Source organism: Streptomyces sp. NPDC050546 (genome assembly GCF_044457425.1).
Lineage (GTDB): Bacteria > Actinomycetota > Actinomycetes > Streptomycetales > Streptomycetaceae > Streptomyces.
The window spans coordinates 266,648-286,092 of the sequence record NZ_JBITGX010000005.1; the positions used below are offsets into that span (position 1 = coordinate 266,648).

Sequence of the window (19,445 nt, forward strand, 5' to 3'; positions counted from 1 at the left end):
TCCGTCACCCCCGGAGGGACAAGGCGGCCCCGCCCGCCGGTCAGGGAAAACGGACGGGAGCCACTTTGTTCCCCCACGGTACAAAACAATGCCGCCTTCGCGCCAGAGGGCCCGGCGGACGTTCACCCACCGTTCAGCTCGCCCGGTCCGGTGCTCGCACTCACCCGGCCACGGCCTCCCACAGGCTCCACACGCCGAGCGCCAGCATCACCAGCGCCGCGATCTGCGTGATCAGCCGCAGCGGCACCTTCCTCATCAGCGCCTTCCCGCCGACGATGCCGATCCCGGCCACCGCCCACAGCGCGAGCACCGCGCCCAGGCCGACGGAGAGCGGGTCGTCGTAGCGGGCGGCCAGGTTCGCCGTCATGATCTGGGTGAGATCGCCGAACTCGGCGACCAGGATGAGCATGAAGCCGGCCCCCGAGACCTTCCAGAAGGACTGGTTCTCCGGCTTGCGGACCTCTTCCTCGTCCTCGCCCTTCCGCAGCAGGAGCACCGCGGCTCCGCCCAGGAAGAGCACACCCGTCAGCGCCTGCACGAGCTGCTGCGGCAGCAGCGTCAGCACACTGCCGGCCGCGACGGCGAGCGCGACATGCAGGGCGAAGGCGGCGGCGACACCGGCGAAGACGTAGGAGGCGCGGTAGCGGGTGCCGAGGACGAGGCCGGCGAGGGCGGTCTTGTCCGGCAGTTCGGCGAGGAAGACGACACCGAAGACGACGGCCGTCACGGTCAGGCTGATCAAGGGTTCCTCAATCGGTCGGGGCTGCCCCACCGAGAGTGCTGAACCTTCACGCGACACACCTCGGCACGGCAGCGCACACGGCACCCGTGCCGTGGAGCACGGGTGTGCACTGCTTGCCGAAGGTCTCGCTGGCGGGGCCCCTGGATGGACCAGAGGATCCGCCTCCGGGCGCCGGCTCAGACGAGCTGAGCAGTATGTCGACGGTCCGGCGAAGAGCTACTCCCCTTCTGCGCCGTCCATGGTACGCGACCCCCCTGGAGCGAAAAGTTCCGCCTTGAACCTTGTCATGTCATGAACTCGTCACTACCTTCTCACCGCACGCACACCTCCCCGCAACACGGTGCGGCGAGCATTCTCGCGCTCGCTGCCCAACGCCCCCACCCCACAAGGGAGTTCGTATGCCGAAGTTCTACGCGCGTCGACGGCTCAGCATACTCGCGGGCCTCACCGGCCTCATAGCCTCGGCCGGACTGATCAACGGTCCGGCCGCCTCCGCCGCCCTCCCCACCCCCGTCAGCGCGGCCACCGCCCGCAGCTACCTCGCCTCCCTCACCGTGGCCACCGAGGACCGCACCGGCTACGACCGCGACCTCTTCCCGCACTGGATCACCCAGTCCGGCTCCTGCAACACCCGTGAGGTCGTCCTCAAGCGCGACGGCTCCAACGTCCAGCAGGACTCCTCCTGCGCCGCCACCAGCGGCAGCTGGTACTCCGTCTACGACGGCGCGACCTGGTCCGCCGCCTCCGACGTCGACATCGACCACCTGGTCCCGCTGGCCGAGGCCTGGGACTCCGGCGCCGACTCCTGGACGACGTCCCGCCGCCAGTCCTTCGCCAACGACCTGACCCGCCCGCAGCTCATCGCGGTCACCGACAACGTCAACCAGGCCAAGGGCGACCAGGACCCGGCCACCTGGATGCCCTCCCGGACGGCGTACCGCTGCACCTACGTCCGCGCCTGGGTCCAGGTGAAGTACTACTACGACCTCTCGGTCGACTCCGCCGAGAAGTCCGCGCTGACGAACTATCTCGCGAGCTGCTGACCCCAGGTATTTTCCGGCCGGGATCTCCCCGCTGACCTCAGTCGTTCCGTACCGTACGGGGCGACGGAGAGGGGACCATCATGGCCGGACTGCGCCTCGGACCACTGCTGAGGTACACGGACGGCTCGTCCGCGACCGTATGGGTCGAGACGAGCCGTCCGTGCTCCGCCGAGGTGCGCTGCGCCGACGGCGCGGGAGGCTCGGCCCACACCTTCCAGATCGCGGGCCACCACTACGCGCTGGTCCCGGTGACCGGCCTCACCGCCGGTACGACCACGACGTACGAGGTCCTCCTCGACGGCACCCGCGTATGGCCGCTGCCCGGCTCCCCCTTCCCGCCCTCGGCGATCCACGCGCCGGGCCCGGAGGACGGCCTCCGGGTCGCCTTCGGCTCCTGCCGCTGGGCCTCCCCTCCGGCCGGTGGCCACGATCCCGTCGGCCCGGACGCCCTGGACGCGCTCGCCACCCGCCTCGCGGCCGACCCCGAGGGCGAGCGGCCCGACGTCCTGCTGCTGCTCGGCGACCAGGTGTACGCCGACGAGACCTCCGACAGCACCCAGCGCTGGCTGGCTGCCCGCCGCGACCTGAGCGACCCGCCGGGCGACGGGGTCGCGGACTACGAGGAATACACGCACCTCTACTACGAGTCGTGGCTCGACCCGCGCATCCGCTGGCTGCTGTCCACCGTGCCCAGTTTCATGATCTTCGACGATCACGACGTCATCGACGACTGGAACACCTCCGCCGCCTGGCTCACCGACATGCGGGCCACCGACTGGTGGCAGGAGCGGCTGCTGAGCGGCCTGATGTCGTACTGGGTCCACCAGCACCTGGGCAACCTCTCCCTGGAGGAGCTGGCGGCCGACCCGGTGTACGAGACCGTCCGCGAGGTCCCCGACGGCACCGACGCGCTGCGCGCCTTCGCCGCCCGGGCCGACGCGGACGCGACCACGGCCCGCTGGAGCTACCGGCGCGACTTCGGGCGCGTACGCCTGCTGATGGTGGACAGCAGAGCGGCCCGCGTCCTCGCCGAGGACAGCCGCGCGATGCTCGACCCGGCCGAGGAGGCCTGGCTGCGCGAGCAGGTACGCGACACCCCCGAGGCCTACGACCACCTCCTCATCGGCACCTCGCTGCCCTGGCTGCTGCCGCATCTGGTGCATGACGCCGAGGGGTGGAACGCGGCGCTGTGCCGGGGCGAACGGGGCGAGCGCTGGGCACGGTTCGGGGAGAAGGTGCGGCGGGCCGCCGACCTGGAGCACTGGTCGGCGTTCCCCGAGTCCTTCGCCGGGCTGGCGGAGCTGATCGCCGAGGCCGGCTCGGGGCGGGACGCGCCCGCGACGGTGTGCGTGCTGTCCGGGGACGTGCACCACGCCTATATCGCCGAGCCCTCGTGGCCGGGCCCCGGGCCCGACGCCCGGGTGGTGCAGCTCGTCTGCTCCCCCGTCCACAACTCCGTCCCGCCGTCGATCCGGATGGGCTTCCGTATCGGCTGGACCGCGGTGGCGCGCGCCCTCGGACGCGGCCTGGCCCGGCACGGCAGGCTCCCCCGTCCGCCGGTCACCTGGCGCAAGACGGGCGGCCCCTGGTTCGGCAACCAGCTGATGACCCTGACCCTGCGCGGCCGTTCGGCACGGCTGCGGCTTGAGCAGGCCAAGGCACGTCAGGGGGCGGGCCCCCGTCTGACGACGCTCCAGGACTCCGAACTTGCCCCGTGACACACCCGTTTCACCGGTTTACTCCCGGCGTGTCCCACGATGTCAGTGACGCATGCCACAGCCGACGTCAATCCTTCCCCACGAGCCTCGGTTCCCGCTCCCGGCGACGGCATGATGAGGCGGACCGTCCGCTTCCCGCCCGGCGGACCTCCGACACGCGCCCCACACGCCCGGGAGTACCACCCTTGTCTGCGTCGACCGAGGAACCCGTTCCGGCCGATCCGCCCCCACCGGTCTCCGTCGCCCTGGTCGGCGCCGGGCCACGGGGCACCAGCGTCCTGGAGCGCCTCTGCGCCTCCGCCCCGGAACTGCTCCCTCCCGGTGCCCGGCTGACGGTCCACGTGATCGACCCGGACCCGCCGGGACCCGGCCGCGTCTGGCGCACCGCGCAGCCGTCCGAGCTGCTGATGAACACCGTGGCCTGCCAGGTGACCCTGTTCACCGACGACAGCGTGGACTGCTCGGGCCCGATCCGCCCGGGGCCCAGCCTGTACGAGTGGGCGCGCGGCACGCTGGACCCGGACGAGTACCCGACCCGGGCCGACTACGGTCGCTATCTGGAGTGGGTGTTCGCCAGGGCCGTAGGGGACGCGCCGCCGAACGTGCGCGTCGAGACGCACCGGGCCCGCGCGGTCCGGCTCGACGACATCCCGGGCGGCCGGCAGGCCCTCACCCTGGACGACGGCCGGACCCTGACCGGCCTGTCCGCGGTGGTCCTGGCGCAGGGGCATCTGCCGGCGGCCGCGGACCCGGCCGGGCGGCGCCTCGCGGCCCACGCCGCCCGTCACGGACTGCGCCACATACCGCCCGCCAACCCGGCCGACGTCGACCTGGCCTCCATACCCGCGGGCGAGCCCGTCCTGCTGCGCGGTCTCGGCCTCAACTTCTTCGACCACACGGCCCTGCTGACGACCGGCCGCGGCGGCCGTTTCGTCCGGGACGCCCAGGGCGGCGGCCTGCGTTATCTCCCCTCCGGCCGGGAACCACGGCTGTACGCCGGTTCGCGGCGCGGTATCCCGTACCAGGCGCGCGGCGACAACGCGAAGGGGCCCTACGGCCGGCACGTCCCGCTCGTCCTCACGCCGGAGACGATCGCGGGCTTCCGCAAGCGCGCGGACTCCGGGGAGGCGCCGGACTTCCTCGCGGAGATATGGCCGTTGGTGGCGAAGGAGGTCGAGACGGTCTACTACGCCGCGCTGCTCCGGCGGTCCGGTGCCGCCGCGCGACGGTGCTCGGAGTTCAACGGCCGCTTCCTGGCCGTGCCGCACGGCGACCCCCGGGAGGCCCTGCTGCTGGACGAGTTCGGTGTGCCCGGCGCCGACCGCTGGTGCTGGCAGCGGGTGTCCCGGCCGCACGCGGGACGGGACTTCGCGCACCCCGGCGAGTGGCGCGACTGGCTGCTGTCCTATCTGCGCGAGGACGCCGCGCAGGCCGCCCTGGGCAATGTCCGGGGCCCGCTGAAGGCGGCCCTCGACGTGCTGCGCGACCTGCGCAACGAGCTCCGGCTGATCGTCGACCACGGGGGCCTGGCCGGCGCCTCCCGCCGGGACCACCTGGACCGCTGGTACACCCCGCTCAACGCCTTCCTGTCCATCGGCCCGCCCCGGCGCCGTATCGAGGAACTCGTGGCCCTGATGGAGGCGGACGTGGTGCGGGTGCTCGGGCCGCGCCTGGAGGTGGCGGAGGAGGACGGCGCCTGGGCGGCGCACTCACCCGAGGTGCCTGGCTCGGCCGTCCGTGTGACAACCCTCATAGAGGCCCGCCTGCCGGAAGCCGACTTGCGGAGCACGGCCGACGGGCTCCTCGCCGAGCTGCTGCGGACGGGCCAGTGCCGTCCGCACACGGCCGACGGTTATGAGACAGGCGGACTGGACGTCACACCACGCCCCTACCGTCTGATGGATCGTCAAGGTGTTGTACACGCAAGGCGGTTCGCCTTCGGAGTGCCGACGGAAGGTGTGCACTGGGTGACCGCGGCGGGGGCTCGCCCGGGTGTGGATTCGGTCACGCTTTCGGACGCGGACGCGGTCGCCAGAGCCGCTCTACGTGCGGCTGCGACCGAGAGTGACACCCAAACGGAGGTAAACCAGTGGCCAAATGTTGAACTTGCAAGCATCAATTAGGCACACCTAACGTGGGCTACTCATCGGTTCTGTCCCCCGACCGGCCTTCCCCTGGCCGGCCGCCCGAAGGAGTCCCCCACATGACCGCACGCCTCAACGGCGCCCAGCCGTACGCTCTCGGGCTGTTCCGGATCGTCATCGGCCTGCTGTTCTCCTGCCACGGCGCCGTCGCGCTCTTCGGCGTCCTCGGAGGCGTGGACGGCAAGGGCGGCACCGCGGCGACCGGCGCCTGGCCGAACTGGTACGCGGCTGTCATCGAACTCGTCGGCGGCATCCTGGTGCTGCTGGGCCTGGGCACCCGCGCCGCGGCCTTCATATCCTCCGGCGCCATGGCCTACGCGTACTTCAAGGTCCACCAGCCCGAGGGCCTGTGGCCGATCGAGAACAGCGGCGAGGGCGCGGCCATGTACTGCTGGGCCATGTTCCTGCTGATCTTCACGGGCTCCGGCGCGTTCGGCGTGGACCGGCTGCTGGCGCGGCGCACCTCCGCGCAGGGGCAGCGCTCCACGGAGCAGACGCCGGTGGCCGCCTGAGCCGCCCGGACACCACCACGGAGGACGGCGCCTTCCCCGCCCGGGGGAGGCGCCGTTCCGCTGTCCTGCGGCGCGTCGCCACTCGCCCGTTCCGCTGCCCTGCGGCGCGTCGCCTACTCTCCCCTGTCCACCGGCCCGAACGGCACCGTGAAGCAGGCCGCCCGTACCCCCGCGCCGCCGGGCACGTCGTGGATCACGACCGAGGACGCCTCGCCCGGCCGGAAGCCCCAGTCGTGCCGGGCACTCGCCGCGCCCGCGCCGCGCCGGTCGGCCGTGAAGTCCAGCCAGACCTCGTTCTCCGGGCCGACATGGTGCGGTTCGCTCGACGGCCGGTGCTGGTAGTGCCCGCCGGCGGCCTCCGGGTCGGCGCCGCAGGGCTTCTGGTGCACATGCACGCCGTAGGCATGGCCGGGCTTCATCCCGGCCACCTTCAGCCGTACGGTCGTCGCACCGCCGGGCGCGGTGTGCTGGCGCACCTCGATCCAGGAGCCCACCGGCACAAGACTCCTGTCGTACGTCAGCGCCGCCGACCGGTCCGGCGCCCCGGGCACGACGAACCGGGCCTCCGCCCGCACCGAGTGGCTCTCGACAGCCCCGGCACCGCCCGGACCACCGGCGAACAGAGCGGCCGCGACGGCGCTCGCGCTTATCCCTGCCAGCATGATGTGTACCGTTCCTCGCCTTGTGTCTGATTCAGCCCCTTCTGTTGCTACGGGACACCCGCGCCCACCGCCCTCCGGGACACGCAGCCGGGTGACGACCCGGGACGAGGTGAACAGTCGGTACCGAACGTACGAGCCCCCCGTGAACCGCCCGTCACACCCCAGGCGTACGCTGTATGGCTGTCATGGTCACTCCTGCCGCTCCCCGCCCGACACCGCGGCACGGTCTGGCCCACGGGGGATTCACGGGGAGTCGCGGTGCTGGAGCAGGTGGGGTCGCTGATCGGCAGCCCATGGATCTACGCGGTGGTGGCCCTGTCCATCCTGCTCGACGTGTTTCTGCCGGTGCTGCCCAGCGGCGTCCTGGTGATCACGGTCGCCACGGCGGCGGCCGCGAGTTCGGCGACCGATGTGCCCGACATCCTGGCGCTGATCCTCTGCGCGGCCACCGCCTCCGTCCTCGGTGACCTGGTCGCCTACCGGCTCGCCTGGCGCGGCGGCGCCCGTCTGGACCGGGCCATCTCCCGCTCCCGGCGTCTGACCACCGCGCAGGAACGTCTCGGCGCGGCGCTGGCCCGGGGCGGCGGCGCGCTCGTCGTCCTCGCCCGCTTCGCCCCCGCGGGCCGCTCGGTCGTCTCCCTCGGCGCGGGCGCCGCCCACCGCCGCGCCCGCGACTTCCTCCCCTGGTCCGCCCTGGCCGGCCTGACCTGGGCCGCGTACAGCGTCGCCCTCGGCTGGTTCGGCGCCCACTGGCTGGGCGCCAGCTGGCTGGCGACGGCGGTGTCGGTGGGGGCGCTGTTCGGGGCGGGGGCGGGGGCGGCGTACGTGATGCGCAGGGAGCCGCGGGCGTCGGAGGCGTCGTAAGAGCCGCTTTCGCGACGGCTGGGACCTCAGCTCGCGCGGCGAGTGGCGGCGCCCCGGATCTCCAGTCCGTCGAGCAACTCCTCCGTGGCCTGGGCGACGGCCTCCACGGCGCGGTCGAACACCTCCTGGTTGTGAGCGGCGGGGGCACGGAATCCCGAAACCTTCCGCACGTACTGCAACGCGGCAGCCCGAATGTCGTCCGCCGTGGCCTCCTCGGCCATCGCGGGGGGACGAAGTGTCTTGATGCTCCGGCACATGCCCCCAGTCTCACCCTTTCGGCCCCCGGACGACAGCGACCACTGCCATGATCTCCGCGAGGCGGCCACCACCGTGGGGCCGACCGACGAGAGGAACCCGACATGGGGAACGAACTCACCGTGGCCGTCCTGGGCCCCGGCGGCGTGGGCGGCCTGCTCGCCGCGCTGCTCTCCCGCGCCGGCCACCGGGTGATCTGCCTGTCCGGCGAGGAGACGGCCCGGACCCTGCGCAGGGACGGCATCCACGTCCGCAGCACGCACTTCGGCGACTTCACGGCCCCGGTCGAGGCCGGCACGCAGCTGCGCGAACCGGTCGACGCCTGCCTGGTGACCGTCAAGCACACCTCGCTCGACGCCGCCCTGACACGCGTCCCCGCCCCTGCCCTGGCCGACGGCCTCGTCGTGCCGTTCCTGAACGGCGTCGAACACCCGGCGACCCTGCGCGCCCGCTACCGCCCCGACCTCGTCGCCCCCGCCGTCATCCGCGTCGAGTCGACCCGTCTGGCCCCCGGCGTCATCGAACACGGCAGTCCCTTCGCGGAGATCGACCTGACCGGTACGGCGGTGCCACGCGCCCGCCTCGACACCCTCGCCGAGGCGCTCACCGCCGCCGGCCCGGCCACCCGCGTCCAGCACGACGAGGCGGCGGCCCTGTGGGCGAAGATGTCGTTCCTGGCCCCCTTCGCGCTGCTCACCACGCACTACTCCCTCCCCCTCGGCGAGGTCCGCACCCGCCACCGCGACGAACTGACGGCCCTGGTGGAGGAGACGGCCGCGATCAGCCGCGCGTGCGGCGGCCCGGCCGACCCGGCCCAGGCCCTCGCCCGCTACGACGCCTTCCCGCCGCGGACGAGGTCGTCGATGCAACGCGACGCCGAGGCGGGCCGCCCCCTCGAACTGGACGCCATCGGCGGTGCGTTGCTGCGCGCGGCCGAGCGGCACGGCGTTCCGGCTCCGGTGACGGCCCGGGTGGTGGGCGAGCTGGAGAGGGAACACATGTTCGCGTGAACCACGGGAAGGGACTCGCCCCTCTAATTCGAACAGGCGTATCATTGGGGCGTGGCTACGACCTATGACTTTCCGAGTGACCTCCTCGCCGGTCAGGAGGAACTCCATCAGGTCCGGGCCGAGCTGTCGGTCCTGCTGAAGCGGCTGCCCTGGTCGGTGGAGCCGGTGGACGGCTTCAGCGACGACAACGGCTGGCGCAAGGTCGAACGCCCCGCCTCCCCCGGCTGGAGCGCCGACGAACAGGCCGAGGTGGAGAAGCTCCGGCGGCGGGAGCACGAGCTGGCGGTGTTCGTCAGCACCCACCGCTACTGGTCCGAACTCACCGGCTCCGAGCGGGTGACGGCCCGTTCCCAGCTGAAGCACGCGCACGAGGCTCCGCCGGAGGAGACCGACGGAGCCTCGTAGCCGCGGGGGCGTCAGCCTCGGTTCTTGCCCAGGAGCTTGTTCATCTGGCCGATCTCGGCGTTCTGCGCGGTGACGATGTCACCGGCCATGGCGGTGGCGGGTCCGTAACGGCCCTTGCTCTTCTCTACGGTGGCCATCTCCACGGCACCCTCGTGATGCTCGACCATCAGGGTCAGGAACTGCGTGTCGAAGGCCTTGCCCGTTAGCTTCTCCAGGCCGGCCATGTCCTCACCGCCCATCATCCCGGGCATGCCGGAGTGGCCGGAGGCCGAGTGGTCCATGCCCTTGCCGGACCCGGGGGCGTCCTCGCCCCAGGCCTTCAGCCAGCCGGTCATGGTCTTGATCTCCGGGTCCTGCGCCTTCTCGATCTGCGCCGCGAGGTCCTTGACCGCACCGGAGGTGGCCCGGTCCTCGGCCAGCCGCGCCATCTCCAGCGCCTGCCGGTGGTGCGGGATCATGCCCTGCGCGAAGGACACGTCCTGGGCGTTGTGCGCGGCGCCGCCGCCGTCATCGCCGCCGCTGTCACCGCCGCACGCGGCGAGGACGAACGCCGCGGCGCCGGCCGCCACCACGAGCGCGCCCCGGCGCGCCAGGGTACGGATGCTGTACGTCCTGCTCGTGCTGTTCGTGCTGCTCATGCTGTTCGTGCTGTTCGTGCTGCTCATGCGTGAACTCCTGCTTCTGCAAGGAGGGAAAGGGGATTCCGGACACGTCGACGCACCACACCGGCAAGGGCGTCGGCCCCCGGCGCGATGCGGGCGCGGTGTCTAGATCCGCAGAAGCTGGAGTTCGGCGAGGGAAGGCGGGGCACGCGCACCATCCGCCTCCGCGACCGCCGACACCCGTACGACGCCCTCCCGCACGCCCGCGGGGACCGGATCGGGAACCAGCTGGGGCAACACCGGCCCACCGCTCAAGGCACCCGACGCACAAGTCGCGTCGGCATGCTGAACGGACCCGCCACCGCAGTGCCCGTACGACATGCCCTGGGAGTGGGCCTGCGCCGCGTGACTCTGGTGTGAGTGCGCCTCCTGCCCGTGCGCCCCCTCCGGGACAGCACCCCCGGGCGCCAGCCCGTGCATCCCCAGCAACCCCACCAACAGCCCCAGCACACACAGCACACGCCACCGCCGGACGACTGACCGCGGGGCACGCTGGACGGGGCTGTTCACGGTGACCATCGTAGAGAAACGCCCCGGGCCGATATCGGCCCGGGGCGTTTTTCGATGCCCATGTGTGCGCGGACCGCTACTGGACCGGGCCGGCCAGGGTGCTGATGCGCAGCGGAGGGCACGTCTCCGGCGGCCGGGTGAGGTCGACCAGTTCCTCCGGCGGCTCGTCTCCGTCTCGGACAGCCGTGACATAAGCCTTCGCCTGCTGCAGCCCCAACAGCGGGGCCTGCTTCCGCAGGTGGCGCATCGCGGCCATGGTCCCCTCGGAGTGCACGAGCGCCTCAACGGCCGCGATCAGCGGGTCGGGCGGCCGGCCCCCCCTGATCTGCTGGAGGTAGAGATCTTCCCAGACACCGGCTACGTATGTGGTGGCAGGGATGTGGTGGATACTCCCGTCCTGCCGGTCCACAAGGTAGGGCCCGTGGCCCACCAACATCTTCCCAATGTCGCGGCTGCGGATGTACTCCACCGATTGCCAGACGACCAGCCACCCGAGAGCGTGCTCCTTTACGTCGCAGACTGCTAGCTCGGGTAGTCGTGCCATCCATGGTGACTCCTGCCGCTGTCTCGACAGCAGGGCTTTGACCAGCTGCACGGCGCGCTCCTTGGTAACCACGCTGCTCATCCTTCACCACGGCTCATCCGGTCCTCGATCGAGATCTCCAACGCGGCCTAAGCTTGCCGTTTGACCTCGACCGCGTCCTGATCACGTGGAACGGAAGAGTTGCTCGCGCACCCATGCAGGATCGGGGTTGGTGTGCGGCCGGCCCGTCACGATGACGGTCGGCACGGTCTCGTTGCCGTCGTTGGCCGCCCTCACCGCTGCGGCTCCGGCCGGGTCGCGCCAGATGTTGACCCAGTGCACGTGTTGGGCGCTACGGCCCAGCCGGATGCGCAGTCGGATGCAGTATTTGCAGCCTGGCCGCCAGAAGACGACCGGTCGGCCGTCCACGGCGCTGCGGCGTTGTGCTTCCAGCGTGCCGACCGACCTCGGGAAGATCAGAGGTGAGTTCACGCATGCGAGCAGCACAAAGACCAGCAGGATGGCTGCCGCTGCGCCGGGGGTCCCCCTGAGGGTGAGCCCAGTCGCGAGGGCTGAGCCGCAGAGCACCAGCAGCATCGGCAAGGTCCAAGCGCGGGTCATGAAGACGAAGGCTATCGATGAGTCGAAAAGGGCCTCGCCCAGGCCGCCCACCTGTGCATTCGGGGGACGTTGAGACGGCCTTCGTCTGCTCGGTCGATGTCAGCCACTGGCTGCGCCCTGACGCGGCGCTTCTGCAAGGCCTGACCACGAGAAGGAACTGAAGCACAGGCCAACCACAGCTGTGGCTCGGCTGGGAGGGAAGCGCAGATTTGGGTCCTGGTCCGCCTGGCCCGCTCGTGGTGGGGGCTGGGCCCGAGCCGCCGCCAGTATCCCTGAGCTTCTTGGCCCTCTCGCTGTCGCCTTCGCGCGGGAGGGGGCCTTCCTCGTGCCTGGACTCAGCACGTGTGCAGCCCTTGGCGGACCCGGCCGATCACGTTCTGTGCGCCTGCGCCGTAGACGGCGGACTCGCTCAAGGTGTCCCACACGCGTCGGTAGGAGGCCACCGACTCATCGTCGTCGAGCCACAGCTCGGCGTGCCAGTCCTCGGCGATGACGAGGCTGTCGTCGAGGATCCAGAACCCGTTCGCGGTGGGGATCCGCAAGGATGCGCCGAGGGGGATGATCCCGAGTTCGATCGTGTCCATTCCGACCTGGCCCGCCAGACGGTCCAGCTGCGCAGCGAGGACAGACGGCGGGCAGACGAGCGCGTGCAGCGCGGCCTCCCACACGAGCGCGTGGAACCGCCGCCCGCCGTGGTACAGCCACCTCTGCCGCTCCATCCGGGAGCGAACGGCCTCCTCCGTGTCCCGCACCGTGCCTTGCAGGTCGGCGTACCGCAGGAAGATGTGCCGGGCGTAGTCGGCGGTCTGAAGCATGCCCGGGACGACGGCCTCTTCCCACGCGCGGATGACACGGGATCGGTCGACAGCGACGTTCCAGGTGTCCTGTACGGGCCGGTGCCCGGCGGCGAGCTGGCGGCGCCACGACCGGATGTGAGACTCGAAGCCCTTGAGGCGGGCGTCCAGTTCACCCACCACGTCGGGCTGCCCGACGGCGTGGCTCCAGGCACGGAGATCCTCGCTCGTGGCGGTCTGCCGGCCGCCCTCCAGCTTGTAGACCTTGGAGTGCGGCCAGCCGAGCCGCTCGGCAAGCACGGTGCCGGTGAGACGGCCCCCAGGAGCGGACAGGCGTAGTTCCCTCAGCCGACGGCCGAGGGCCTCCCGGGCCTGCTGGTAGTCCGTGCTCACCGGCGGGGGCTGCTACTTCGTGCCGAGCTGAGCCGCGAACTGGTCGTACGGCACGGACGCGTGGACCGCGGCCTCGCGCACCTGGCAGTACCGCAGCACCTCGGCGGGCTCAGTGATGATCTCGACGTCGTGGAAGACATCGTCGTCGTCGAAGCGGAGGATCGCCACGAGACGGCTGTCGAAGAGCCAGAAGTCCTCGGCGGGCAGCTGCACCCGCTCCGCGTCCTCCCTCCAGATGTTGCGCGCGTCTTCTCCGGTGGCCGCGTTGCAGCGGGCGTAAGAGAGAAGGAACCGCTGGCCTTCGGTCGGCGGGTCGTCCACGACACGCACGCGACCGACGTACTTGCCGGCTTGTGTCTGCCGGTGGATGTTCTGGCACCAGTCGCTGTCGAGGTCCATCGAGGACCGGCCGGTGGCAAGGAACTCGGCATACCCCTCGTCTTCTCGGTCGGAGGCGTAGCCGCTCCGGGTCTCCAGGTGCCACGCCGAGTGCTCGAAGTGATGGAACAGCCGGCCGAACTCCTCGAGACCGATCAGCTCGGGCACGCGGTCCATCTCCTTCGGGCCGTGGTTGACGAGCAACTCGCGGGGGACGGCCACCGCGGCGTCGTCCGGTCCGAAGTGCTGCAACTGCCGCAGGTCCGCAGGGTCGGTGAGGGGCCGGCCCTGGACGATGATCTCTCCGCTGTCGAGGTCCTCGTGCACTGCTGGGCACCCGCCGTTCTTGCTGTCTGTGCCGTTGAGTCGCAGCCGTCGCGCCATGGGCGTCTCCCTCGTGCCGGGTCGAGTCGTGTCGCCTTCAGCATCACCGGGCTCCAGGCCTCGTACAAAGAGTGTCAACACCGCCTCCCTACCGTCCTGTTCATGGCCGAAGCACCCGCGCAGGACTGAGCGGCGAGGCTCCTGCGCTGCACGGTCGTTGAGACAACAGCAGCGACCGGCGATCGGAGACCCATGGCAGGCATTGAGTTCGAAGTGAAGGCCCTCGACGTCGACCCCGCGAAGATCGAACGGCTCATCACAGACGCGGGCGGCACCTGCACCACTGGAACCCGCCTCATGCGGCGGTACGTGTACGACACCGTCCCGGCCGTCCCCGGCCGTTGGGTGCGGCTGCGCGACACCGGAACCGACGTCACCCTGTGCGTGAAGCAGATCACCACGGACGCCGTCGACGGGACCCACGAGACCGAGGTAACCGTCGACAGCTTCGAGGAAGCCGCCGCGCTGCTGCGGCTCACCGGCCTGACGCCGCGCAGCTACCAGGAGAACCGGCGCACCTCGTACACCCTCGGCGCTGTCCGCCTCGAGCTCGACGAATGGCCGCGCATCCGGCCGTACCTGGAGATCGAGGCAGACGACGAAGCGCAGGTGTGGACTGCCGCTGCCGCGCTGGGCATCGACCGCGACCAGCTCACATCGATCAACACCACGAAGGTCTACGGCCTGTACGGCATCGACCTGGATTCCATCGCCGATCTGCGCTTCGAGTAGGCGGCGCCTGCTGCTCCGGCCGGAGCACCGCGCCCTGGCCGGCACCGGAGAGGGGGCACCATGCACGACCTGAGCGACGTGCCGGTGGAAGTGAAACCGGACCGTACCCTGCGCGTGAAGATCATCGACGCGTGCGGTCTCGCCTGTTCGTTCTGCCACAACGAGGGAACACCCGTCGCCGCACCGGGCCGCACCGGACGCGTCTCCATCTATCTCCGCACCAACGGCGCCGACTTCCTGCCCGGCCGGATCGCCGCCGACTCCGACTTCGCCCTGGCCCTTGCCGCCGTGCGCGGCAGCCTGCCGACGAATGAAGTGCACTTCACCGGTGGCGAGCCGACGCTGCACCCCGACCTGCCCGGCCTGATCGCCATCGCCCGGCGCCTCGGACTCACGGTCGGGCTCACCTCGAACGGCGAGAACGGCGCCGCGGTCCTGCCCGCCGCGGCGGCAGCCGGCCTCGACCGCATCAATCTGTCCGTGTTCGGCACCACCCCGGCCGAGCTGGCCGCCGTGCAGGCTCCGCGTCTCGCCTCACCGAAGCTCGCTGAGCGCAAGCTGGCTGCTCTCTACGCGACGATCGAGAGCGCGACCGCGCACGGCGTCAAGGTCTCCGCCAACATCGTGATCCCCGGCCGTGACCACGTCGACCGCGTGCTCCGCATCATCGAACGGCACAGCCGCTCCGTAGTGGTCAGGATGCTCGTGTCGCTGGAGGACGGGGGCGCCTCTCTGGCCGCCATGCGGGAGGTCGTCAACCACCTGGGCGCCGTACCGGTCCGCCGCATCATCACGGCCGGGGCGTCCGACCAGCGGGTGCGGTACGGCCTGCCGGACGGGCACACGCTGTACGCGAAGAGCATCCGGCCCGTGCGCCTGCCCAAAACCTGCGCCGACTGCCGGTTCAACAACCCGGACGACTGCCAGGAGGGGTACTACGGCGTCCGGTTGTACCGCGCTACGGACGGCCCGTTCATGGTCGGCGTCTGCATCCAGCGCATGGACCTCTGCCTGCCGCTCGGCGAGTTCGTGATGAGCCGGCGCTGCCACGAGGTAGCGACCTTCCGCGACGACGAGGCAGCACGACTGACCCGGCTGCACGCCTCGACGGCAGCGACCGGCGAAAGGCCCCCCGACTCGCGGTCGGAGGGCCTCTGGCCTGCTACTTAGTTACGTGGGCGCGGACGGTTTCGAACCGCCGACATCCTGCTTGTAAGGCAGGCGCTCTACCCCTGAGCTACGCACCCGGCTCCCGGGCCACGCGCCCAGGACGAGTCGACAGCCTACATTGCCCGGGGCGCGGACCGGCAATCCTGTTGCCGTGGGGCGGGCCGGGGGTTATCCCCCCTCCGGATCCGGGAGTGGCCCGGATCCCTCTGCGGGCCCCGGATCCATACGGTCGTAGAGCGCTCGGGGAGCGCCCGTCGTCCGCCCAGGGGGAGATCGTCATGGCCAGCACCATCCGTACCACCGGCACCGGCAGCGGCACCGGCACCGGCACCGGCACCGGCACCATCCGTACCACCGGCACCAGCCGCACCACGCGCACCACCCGCACCGCTGCCGCCCGCGCGATCGCCCTCGCCGGTGCCGTGGCCGTTCTCGTCGGCGGGCTCAGTGCCTGCGGGGCGTCCGCCGGGGACGACACCGAGCCCGAGCAGCGGTCCTTCGGCCTCCAGGGGCGCACCCTGACCGTCGACTCCGACGACTCGGCCCTGGAGATCGTCGCCGCCGACGAGAACCCGGCGGGCAGGATCGAGGTCACCCGGTGGTTCCAGGGCTCGGTCGTCGTCGGCAACGAGCCCGAGGTCACCTGGTCGATGCGGGACGACCGGCTGGTGCTGCGGCTGAAGTGCTCCGGCGTCGTGGCCGACTGCGCGGCGAAGCACCGTATCGAGGTGCCCCGGGGCGTCACCGTGAAGGTCCGGGAGGGCGACGGCAGCGTGCGCGCCCGGGGGTTCCGGGACCCCCTGAGCATTCGTACGGGCGACGGATCCGTCCGCGTCACCGACACCACCGCGCCCCTGGAGCTGCGCACCGGCGACGGATCCATCCGGGCGGACGTCTCCTCCCGCGACGTACGCACCCACACCGGCGACGGCTCGGCCCGTCTGGAGCTGGGCGTCGTTCCGGACCGCGTGGAGTCCCGCAGCGGCGACGGTTCCGTGACCATCGCGCTGCCCGAGGCGACCTACCGCGTGACCACCGAGACCGGCGACGGCGGCGTGGACGTGTCCGTGCCCCGCGACGAGAGCAGCGCTCACGTGGTGTCCGCCCGCACCGGCGACGGCAAAGTGACGGTCCGGACAGCGAACTAACCGGCCCGTGTGTTCGTCCTTAACCGGTGGGAGAATGACACCGGGCAGGGCGGACAACAGCACGGGAGAGGGATGTGACGGCGACACCAGGGCAGCCGTACTCGCCGTCGGTGCCGCGCGCACAGAGCCCGCGCCACCCCGTTCCCCGCCGCCCCCGTCCCCGCACCCCGGGCCGTCCGCTGCGGGACGCGCTCACCCTGATGGCGCTGCCGCTGGTGGCCGCGCTGGCACTGCCCGCCGCCTTCGCGGGCGGGGGCACCCGGCGCTGGTTCGGCGGCCGTGCCGAGAACCAGCGGGCCGAGGCCCAGGCCGCGAAGGACGCAGCGGCCGCCGCCTTCTACGAGCTGGACACGGCCCAGCGCGACCTGCGCATCTCGATAGAGACGATCAACGCGGTCGACGACTCCCCCGCCGCCCGGCGCGCCGTCGCTGATTTCGGTGCCCTGGGCAGCCGTATCGACGAGGTCAGCCACCGGTACATCAACGCCGTCGACGCCCACGACCTCGACCGCGACGACCTGGAGGCCTCGGTCGCCTCCCGTGCCCGGGGCGAGCTGACCGCCGCCAAGGAGGAGCTGGGCCGGGTCAAGCAGGAGCTGGACCGGTTCGCCGACGGCCTCGGCCCCCTGCTCGGCAAGGCCGAGACCCAGCTCGCCCGCCTGGCACCCGCCGTCGAGCGGGCCCGCCAGGCCCTGCTCGGCGCCTCCAACGCCCTCGACTCCGTGCGAGCGTCGAACCTGAAGGCGGACGACCTCGCCGCCCGGCTCGCCGCTCTCTCCCCGGAGCTGACCAAGCTGAACCAGGGCGCCGGCCGGCACGGCGTGCCGGAGACCCTGGAGCGGGCCGAGCGGGTCACCCGCGAGGCCGAGGCGATCCGCGTGGAGGCCGAGCGGCTGCCGGACCGCGCCGCCGAGATCGACCACCGGCTCGTCTCCCTGCGCACCCGTGCCCAGGCGCTCACCACCCGCTCCGAGCAGGTGGACCCGATCCTGAGCGAACTGCGCCGCCGCTTCACCGCGGCCTGCTGGCAGGACCTCCAGCGCGTCCCCGACGACGCCGCCGAGCACGTCCGTCAGGCCGAGACCAAGCTGGCCGAGGCCCGGTCCGCCCGTGCCGAGCAGCGCTGGGCCGACGCGACGGCCCTGCTGTCGACCGTACGGGCCCTGCTGAACAGCACCGACGAGGCGGTCTCGGCCGCAGGAGACCGCCTGCACCGTCTGAACGCGGTGCAGAAGGACCCCCAGCAGGAGATCGAGCGCACCCGCTTCGCCATCCGCGACGCCCAGCGCCTCGCCATGGCCGGCCGCAACACCCCTGACCCGCAGCACGCCCGCCCCCTGGACGACGCCGTGTCCCGTCTGGATCGTGCGATCACAGGCCTGGAGGGCCGGCACCCCGACTACTGGCACTTCCTCATGGAGACGGAGGGGATCCGGCGGACGGTGGCCCGGGTGGTCGACGGGATCCGCGAGGAGCGAGGGGCCGGACACTGAGCCCGGCCCCCGCCCGGTCTCAGGTGCGGTAGGCGTAGTAGTACGCGTTCGGGTCCGACGCGACGAGGCTCGCCACCGACCTGCGGAGGGTGTTGGTGGAGTGGTAGGTCAGGTAGGGCACACCGCCGCTCTTGGACGTGACGATCATCGTGTGGTCCTTGGACCCGTCCCGGTCGAAGTCCATCTGGAGGACGTCACCGACCTCGAGCTGGTAGACGTTGGCGAGCGGCTTGGTCCGCTTGGAGTTCTGGGCGAACCAGGACCACTCGTTGACGCCGACGAACGAGTGCGACTGGATCTCGGCGTTGCCGAACCACTTGGTGTAGTCGTACACATAGCCGGGGGCGTGCTTCCAGCCGCCCGCCTTCAGGGACTGGCTGACGAAGTTGGTGCAGTCGCCGCCGGCGCCGCGGCCGCTGAAGTCCGGGTAGTCCTTGTTGTAGACCTTCCAGTGCTTCTCGGCGTAGGCCGCCATGGCCTTGTAGTCGTACGTCGTGCCGGTCTTCGGGACCGCGGCCGGGTTGCGGGTGGTCGCCGCTCGCGGGGCGTTCGGCATGGTGTCGGCGGCTGCGGTCGCCTTGACGGGGGCCGGCTTGGAGAGCGTGTTCACCGCGAGGCCGCCCTGGCCGGTGTCGCGGATGCCGGTCAGCCGCCAGTCGCCCTGCCGGTCGGCCTTGAAGGTCAGCTCGTGCCGGGACTGGAAGCCGGTGGTCGTCGGCGCGTCGCCACGGGCCCCCGCATAGGTCAGGGTCGTGGTCTCGGTGACCGTCGCCTTGGCCGTACGGCCCGTCACCCGCGTGGCGTCCAGGGTGACGGTGGTGCCGGCCTTGCGGTACGTCTCACCGGCCCGCGCCAGCCGCTCCTTGCGCTGTCCCAGCGCGGACCGTGTGGCGTCCTCGGAGCGGGCCGTGCCGGAGGACAGGGTGACGTCGCCGGAGAAGCCGTCGGTCAGCGGCTTGTCCGGGCCGGTCTGTCCGCCGTCGACGAGGGCGTTGGTGCGGTCGGTGAAGACCGCGTCCGCCAGCCGCTGGAAGGTGGCCTTGGTCCGCGCGTCCACCGTCGGGTCGTCGAGGACCGCCGCGCCGGCGCTCCAGTTGGGCAGCAGGGCGACTCCGGCGACGACCGAGGTCGCGGCCGCCCCGAGTATCGTGGCGCGGCGCCGCGTCCCGTTCAACTTCCTTGATTTCACTGGTGTGTTTTCCCCTCTTGCCCCGGCCAAGGGTTGCCGAGGTAGGAGATCTTTGCATGAAGTGTGTGGCTGTTGTGAAGAGGGTTGCCCCTG

The 19,445-nt window shown here is 71.4% G+C and carries 21 protein-coding genes and 1 tRNA gene; 11 read left to right on the forward strand and 11 right to left on the reverse strand.

Annotated features, from left to right (window positions below):
* Positions 1–160 precede the first annotated feature (160 nt).
* On the reverse strand, positions 161–742 hold the full coding sequence (locus ACIBK5_RS14980; protein ID WP_399019615.1) for a TMEM165/GDT1 family protein: 582 nt from the start codon (positions 740–742) through the stop codon (positions 161–163).
* 398 nt (positions 743–1,140) lie between these two features.
* Here ACIBK5_RS14980 and ACIBK5_RS14985 point away from each other — a divergent pair, with 398 nt between their 5' ends.
* From ACIBK5_RS14985 to ACIBK5_RS15000, 4 genes are all read left to right on the forward strand, one after another.
* Positions 1,141–1,785 (forward strand): HNH endonuclease family protein, encoded by a 645-nt coding sequence (locus ACIBK5_RS14985; protein WP_399019617.1) that lies wholly within the window; start codon positions 1,141–1,143, stop codon positions 1,783–1,785.
* A gap of 80 nt (positions 1,786–1,865) precedes the next feature.
* Positions 1,866–3,503 (forward strand): alkaline phosphatase D family protein, encoded by a 1,638-nt coding sequence (locus ACIBK5_RS14990; protein WP_399019619.1) that lies wholly within the window; start codon positions 1,866–1,868, stop codon positions 3,501–3,503.
* Between the two features lie 185 nt (positions 3,504–3,688).
* Positions 3,689–5,626 carry an FAD/NAD(P)-binding protein gene (locus tag ACIBK5_RS14995; RefSeq protein ID WP_399019621.1) on the forward strand — a complete coding sequence of 646 codons (1,938 nt, stop codon included), beginning with the start codon at positions 3,689–3,691 and terminating at the stop codon, positions 5,624–5,626.
* A gap of 80 nt (positions 5,627–5,706) precedes the next feature.
* Positions 5,707–6,159, forward strand: coding sequence for a DoxX family protein (locus ACIBK5_RS15000; protein ID WP_399019623.1), 453 nt, complete (start codon positions 5,707–5,709; stop codon positions 6,157–6,159).
* 113 nt (positions 6,160–6,272) lie between these two features.
* Here ACIBK5_RS15000 and ACIBK5_RS15005 read toward each other — a convergent pair whose 3' ends face one another.
* A complete protein-coding gene (locus ACIBK5_RS15005) occupies positions 6,273–6,821 on the reverse strand; it encodes a superoxide dismutase family protein (protein WP_399019625.1) in 549 nt (182 codons plus the stop codon).
* Positions 6,822–7,079: 258 nt separating this feature from the next.
* Here ACIBK5_RS15005 and ACIBK5_RS15010 point away from each other — a divergent pair, with 258 nt between their 5' ends.
* Entirely contained in the window at positions 7,080–7,685 is a 606-nt protein-coding gene (locus tag ACIBK5_RS15010) for a DedA family protein (RefSeq protein WP_399019627.1), read from the forward strand.
* A gap of 26 nt (positions 7,686–7,711) precedes the next feature.
* Here the strand turns inward: ACIBK5_RS15010 and ACIBK5_RS15015 are convergent, their stop codons facing one another.
* On the reverse strand, positions 7,712–7,942 hold the full coding sequence (locus ACIBK5_RS15015) for a DUF2277 domain-containing protein (RefSeq protein ID WP_189724824.1): 231 nt from the start codon (positions 7,940–7,942) through the stop codon (positions 7,712–7,714).
* 102 nt (positions 7,943–8,044) lie between these two features.
* Between ACIBK5_RS15015 and ACIBK5_RS15020 the strand changes: the two genes are divergently transcribed.
* Both ACIBK5_RS15020 and ACIBK5_RS15025 read left to right on the forward strand, forming a co-directional pair.
* Positions 8,045–8,950 carry a ketopantoate reductase family protein gene (locus ACIBK5_RS15020; RefSeq protein ID WP_399019629.1) on the forward strand — a complete coding sequence of 302 codons (906 nt, stop codon included), beginning with the start codon at positions 8,045–8,047 and terminating at the stop codon, positions 8,948–8,950.
* 51 nt (positions 8,951–9,001) lie between these two features.
* Entirely contained in the window at positions 9,002–9,355 is a 354-nt protein-coding gene (locus tag ACIBK5_RS15025) for a hypothetical protein (protein ID WP_399019631.1), read from the forward strand.
* Between the two features lie 11 nt (positions 9,356–9,366).
* On the opposite strand, the gene ACIBK5_RS15030 is transcribed toward ACIBK5_RS15025, so the two are convergent.
* The 6 genes from ACIBK5_RS15030 to ACIBK5_RS15055 form a co-directional block, all read right to left on the reverse strand.
* Positions 9,367–10,020, reverse strand: coding sequence for a DUF305 domain-containing protein (locus tag ACIBK5_RS15030; RefSeq protein ID WP_399019633.1), 654 nt, complete (start codon positions 10,018–10,020; stop codon positions 9,367–9,369).
* 102 nt (positions 10,021–10,122) lie between these two features.
* Positions 10,123–10,719 carry a DUF6153 family protein gene (locus ACIBK5_RS15035; RefSeq protein WP_399019635.1) on the reverse strand — a complete coding sequence of 199 codons (597 nt, stop codon included), beginning with the start codon at positions 10,717–10,719 and terminating at the stop codon, positions 10,123–10,125.
* The gene (locus tag ACIBK5_RS15040; RefSeq protein ID WP_399019637.1) at positions 10,604–11,143 is read right to left on the reverse strand and encodes a YrhB domain-containing protein; all 540 of its coding nucleotides are present in this window, start codon (positions 11,141–11,143) and stop codon (positions 10,604–10,606) included. The genes ACIBK5_RS15035 and ACIBK5_RS15040 overlap by 116 nt, the downstream gene beginning before the upstream one ends.
* Positions 11,144–11,233: 90 nt before the next feature.
* The gene (locus ACIBK5_RS15045; RefSeq protein ID WP_399019639.1) at positions 11,234–11,671 is read right to left on the reverse strand and encodes a glutaredoxin domain-containing protein; all 438 of its coding nucleotides are present in this window, start codon (positions 11,669–11,671) and stop codon (positions 11,234–11,236) included.
* Positions 11,672–12,006: 335 nt separating this feature from the next.
* The gene (locus tag ACIBK5_RS15050) at positions 12,007–12,858 is read right to left on the reverse strand and encodes a DUF5753 domain-containing protein (protein ID WP_399019641.1); all 852 of its coding nucleotides are present in this window, start codon (positions 12,856–12,858) and stop codon (positions 12,007–12,009) included.
* Positions 12,859–12,870: 12 nt separating this feature from the next.
* A complete protein-coding gene (locus tag ACIBK5_RS15055; RefSeq protein WP_399019643.1) occupies positions 12,871–13,620 on the reverse strand; it encodes a DUF6879 family protein in 750 nt (249 codons plus the stop codon).
* A 192-nt stretch (positions 13,621–13,812) separates the two neighbouring features.
* Here ACIBK5_RS15055 and ACIBK5_RS15060 point away from each other — a divergent pair, with 192 nt between their 5' ends.
* Both ACIBK5_RS15060 and ACIBK5_RS15065 read left to right on the forward strand, forming a co-directional pair.
* On the forward strand, positions 13,813–14,352 hold the full coding sequence (locus tag ACIBK5_RS15060; RefSeq protein ID WP_399019646.1) for a class IV adenylate cyclase: 540 nt from the start codon (positions 13,813–13,815) through the stop codon (positions 14,350–14,352).
* Positions 14,353–14,412: 60 nt separating this feature from the next.
* Positions 14,413–15,522: a radical SAM protein gene (locus tag ACIBK5_RS15065; protein WP_399019648.1), complete on the forward strand. Its 1,110-nt coding sequence runs from the start codon at positions 14,413–14,415 to the stop codon at positions 15,520–15,522.
* Positions 15,523–15,527: 5 nt separating this feature from the next.
* Here the strand turns inward: ACIBK5_RS15065 and ACIBK5_RS15070 are convergent.
* A tRNA-Val gene (locus ACIBK5_RS15070) sits at positions 15,528–15,599 on the reverse strand.
* Between the two features lie 201 nt (positions 15,600–15,800).
* On the opposite strand from ACIBK5_RS15070, the gene ACIBK5_RS15075 reads away from it, so the two are divergent.
* Both ACIBK5_RS15075 and ACIBK5_RS15080 read left to right on the forward strand, forming a co-directional pair.
* Complete coding sequence (locus tag ACIBK5_RS15075; protein ID WP_399019650.1) at positions 15,801–16,670, forward strand: DUF4097 family beta strand repeat-containing protein; 870 nt, start codon at positions 15,801–15,803, stop codon at positions 16,668–16,670.
* Positions 16,671–16,744: 74 nt separating this feature from the next.
* Complete coding sequence (locus ACIBK5_RS15080) at positions 16,745–18,163, forward strand: hypothetical protein (protein ID WP_399019652.1); 1,419 nt, start codon at positions 16,745–16,747, stop codon at positions 18,161–18,163.
* A gap of 19 nt (positions 18,164–18,182) precedes the next feature.
* Here ACIBK5_RS15080 and ACIBK5_RS15085 read toward each other — a convergent pair whose 3' ends face one another.
* Positions 18,183–19,337 (reverse strand): amidase domain-containing protein, encoded by a 1,155-nt coding sequence (locus ACIBK5_RS15085; protein ID WP_399019654.1) that lies wholly within the window; start codon positions 19,335–19,337, stop codon positions 18,183–18,185.
* Positions 19,338–19,445 lie beyond the last annotated feature (108 nt).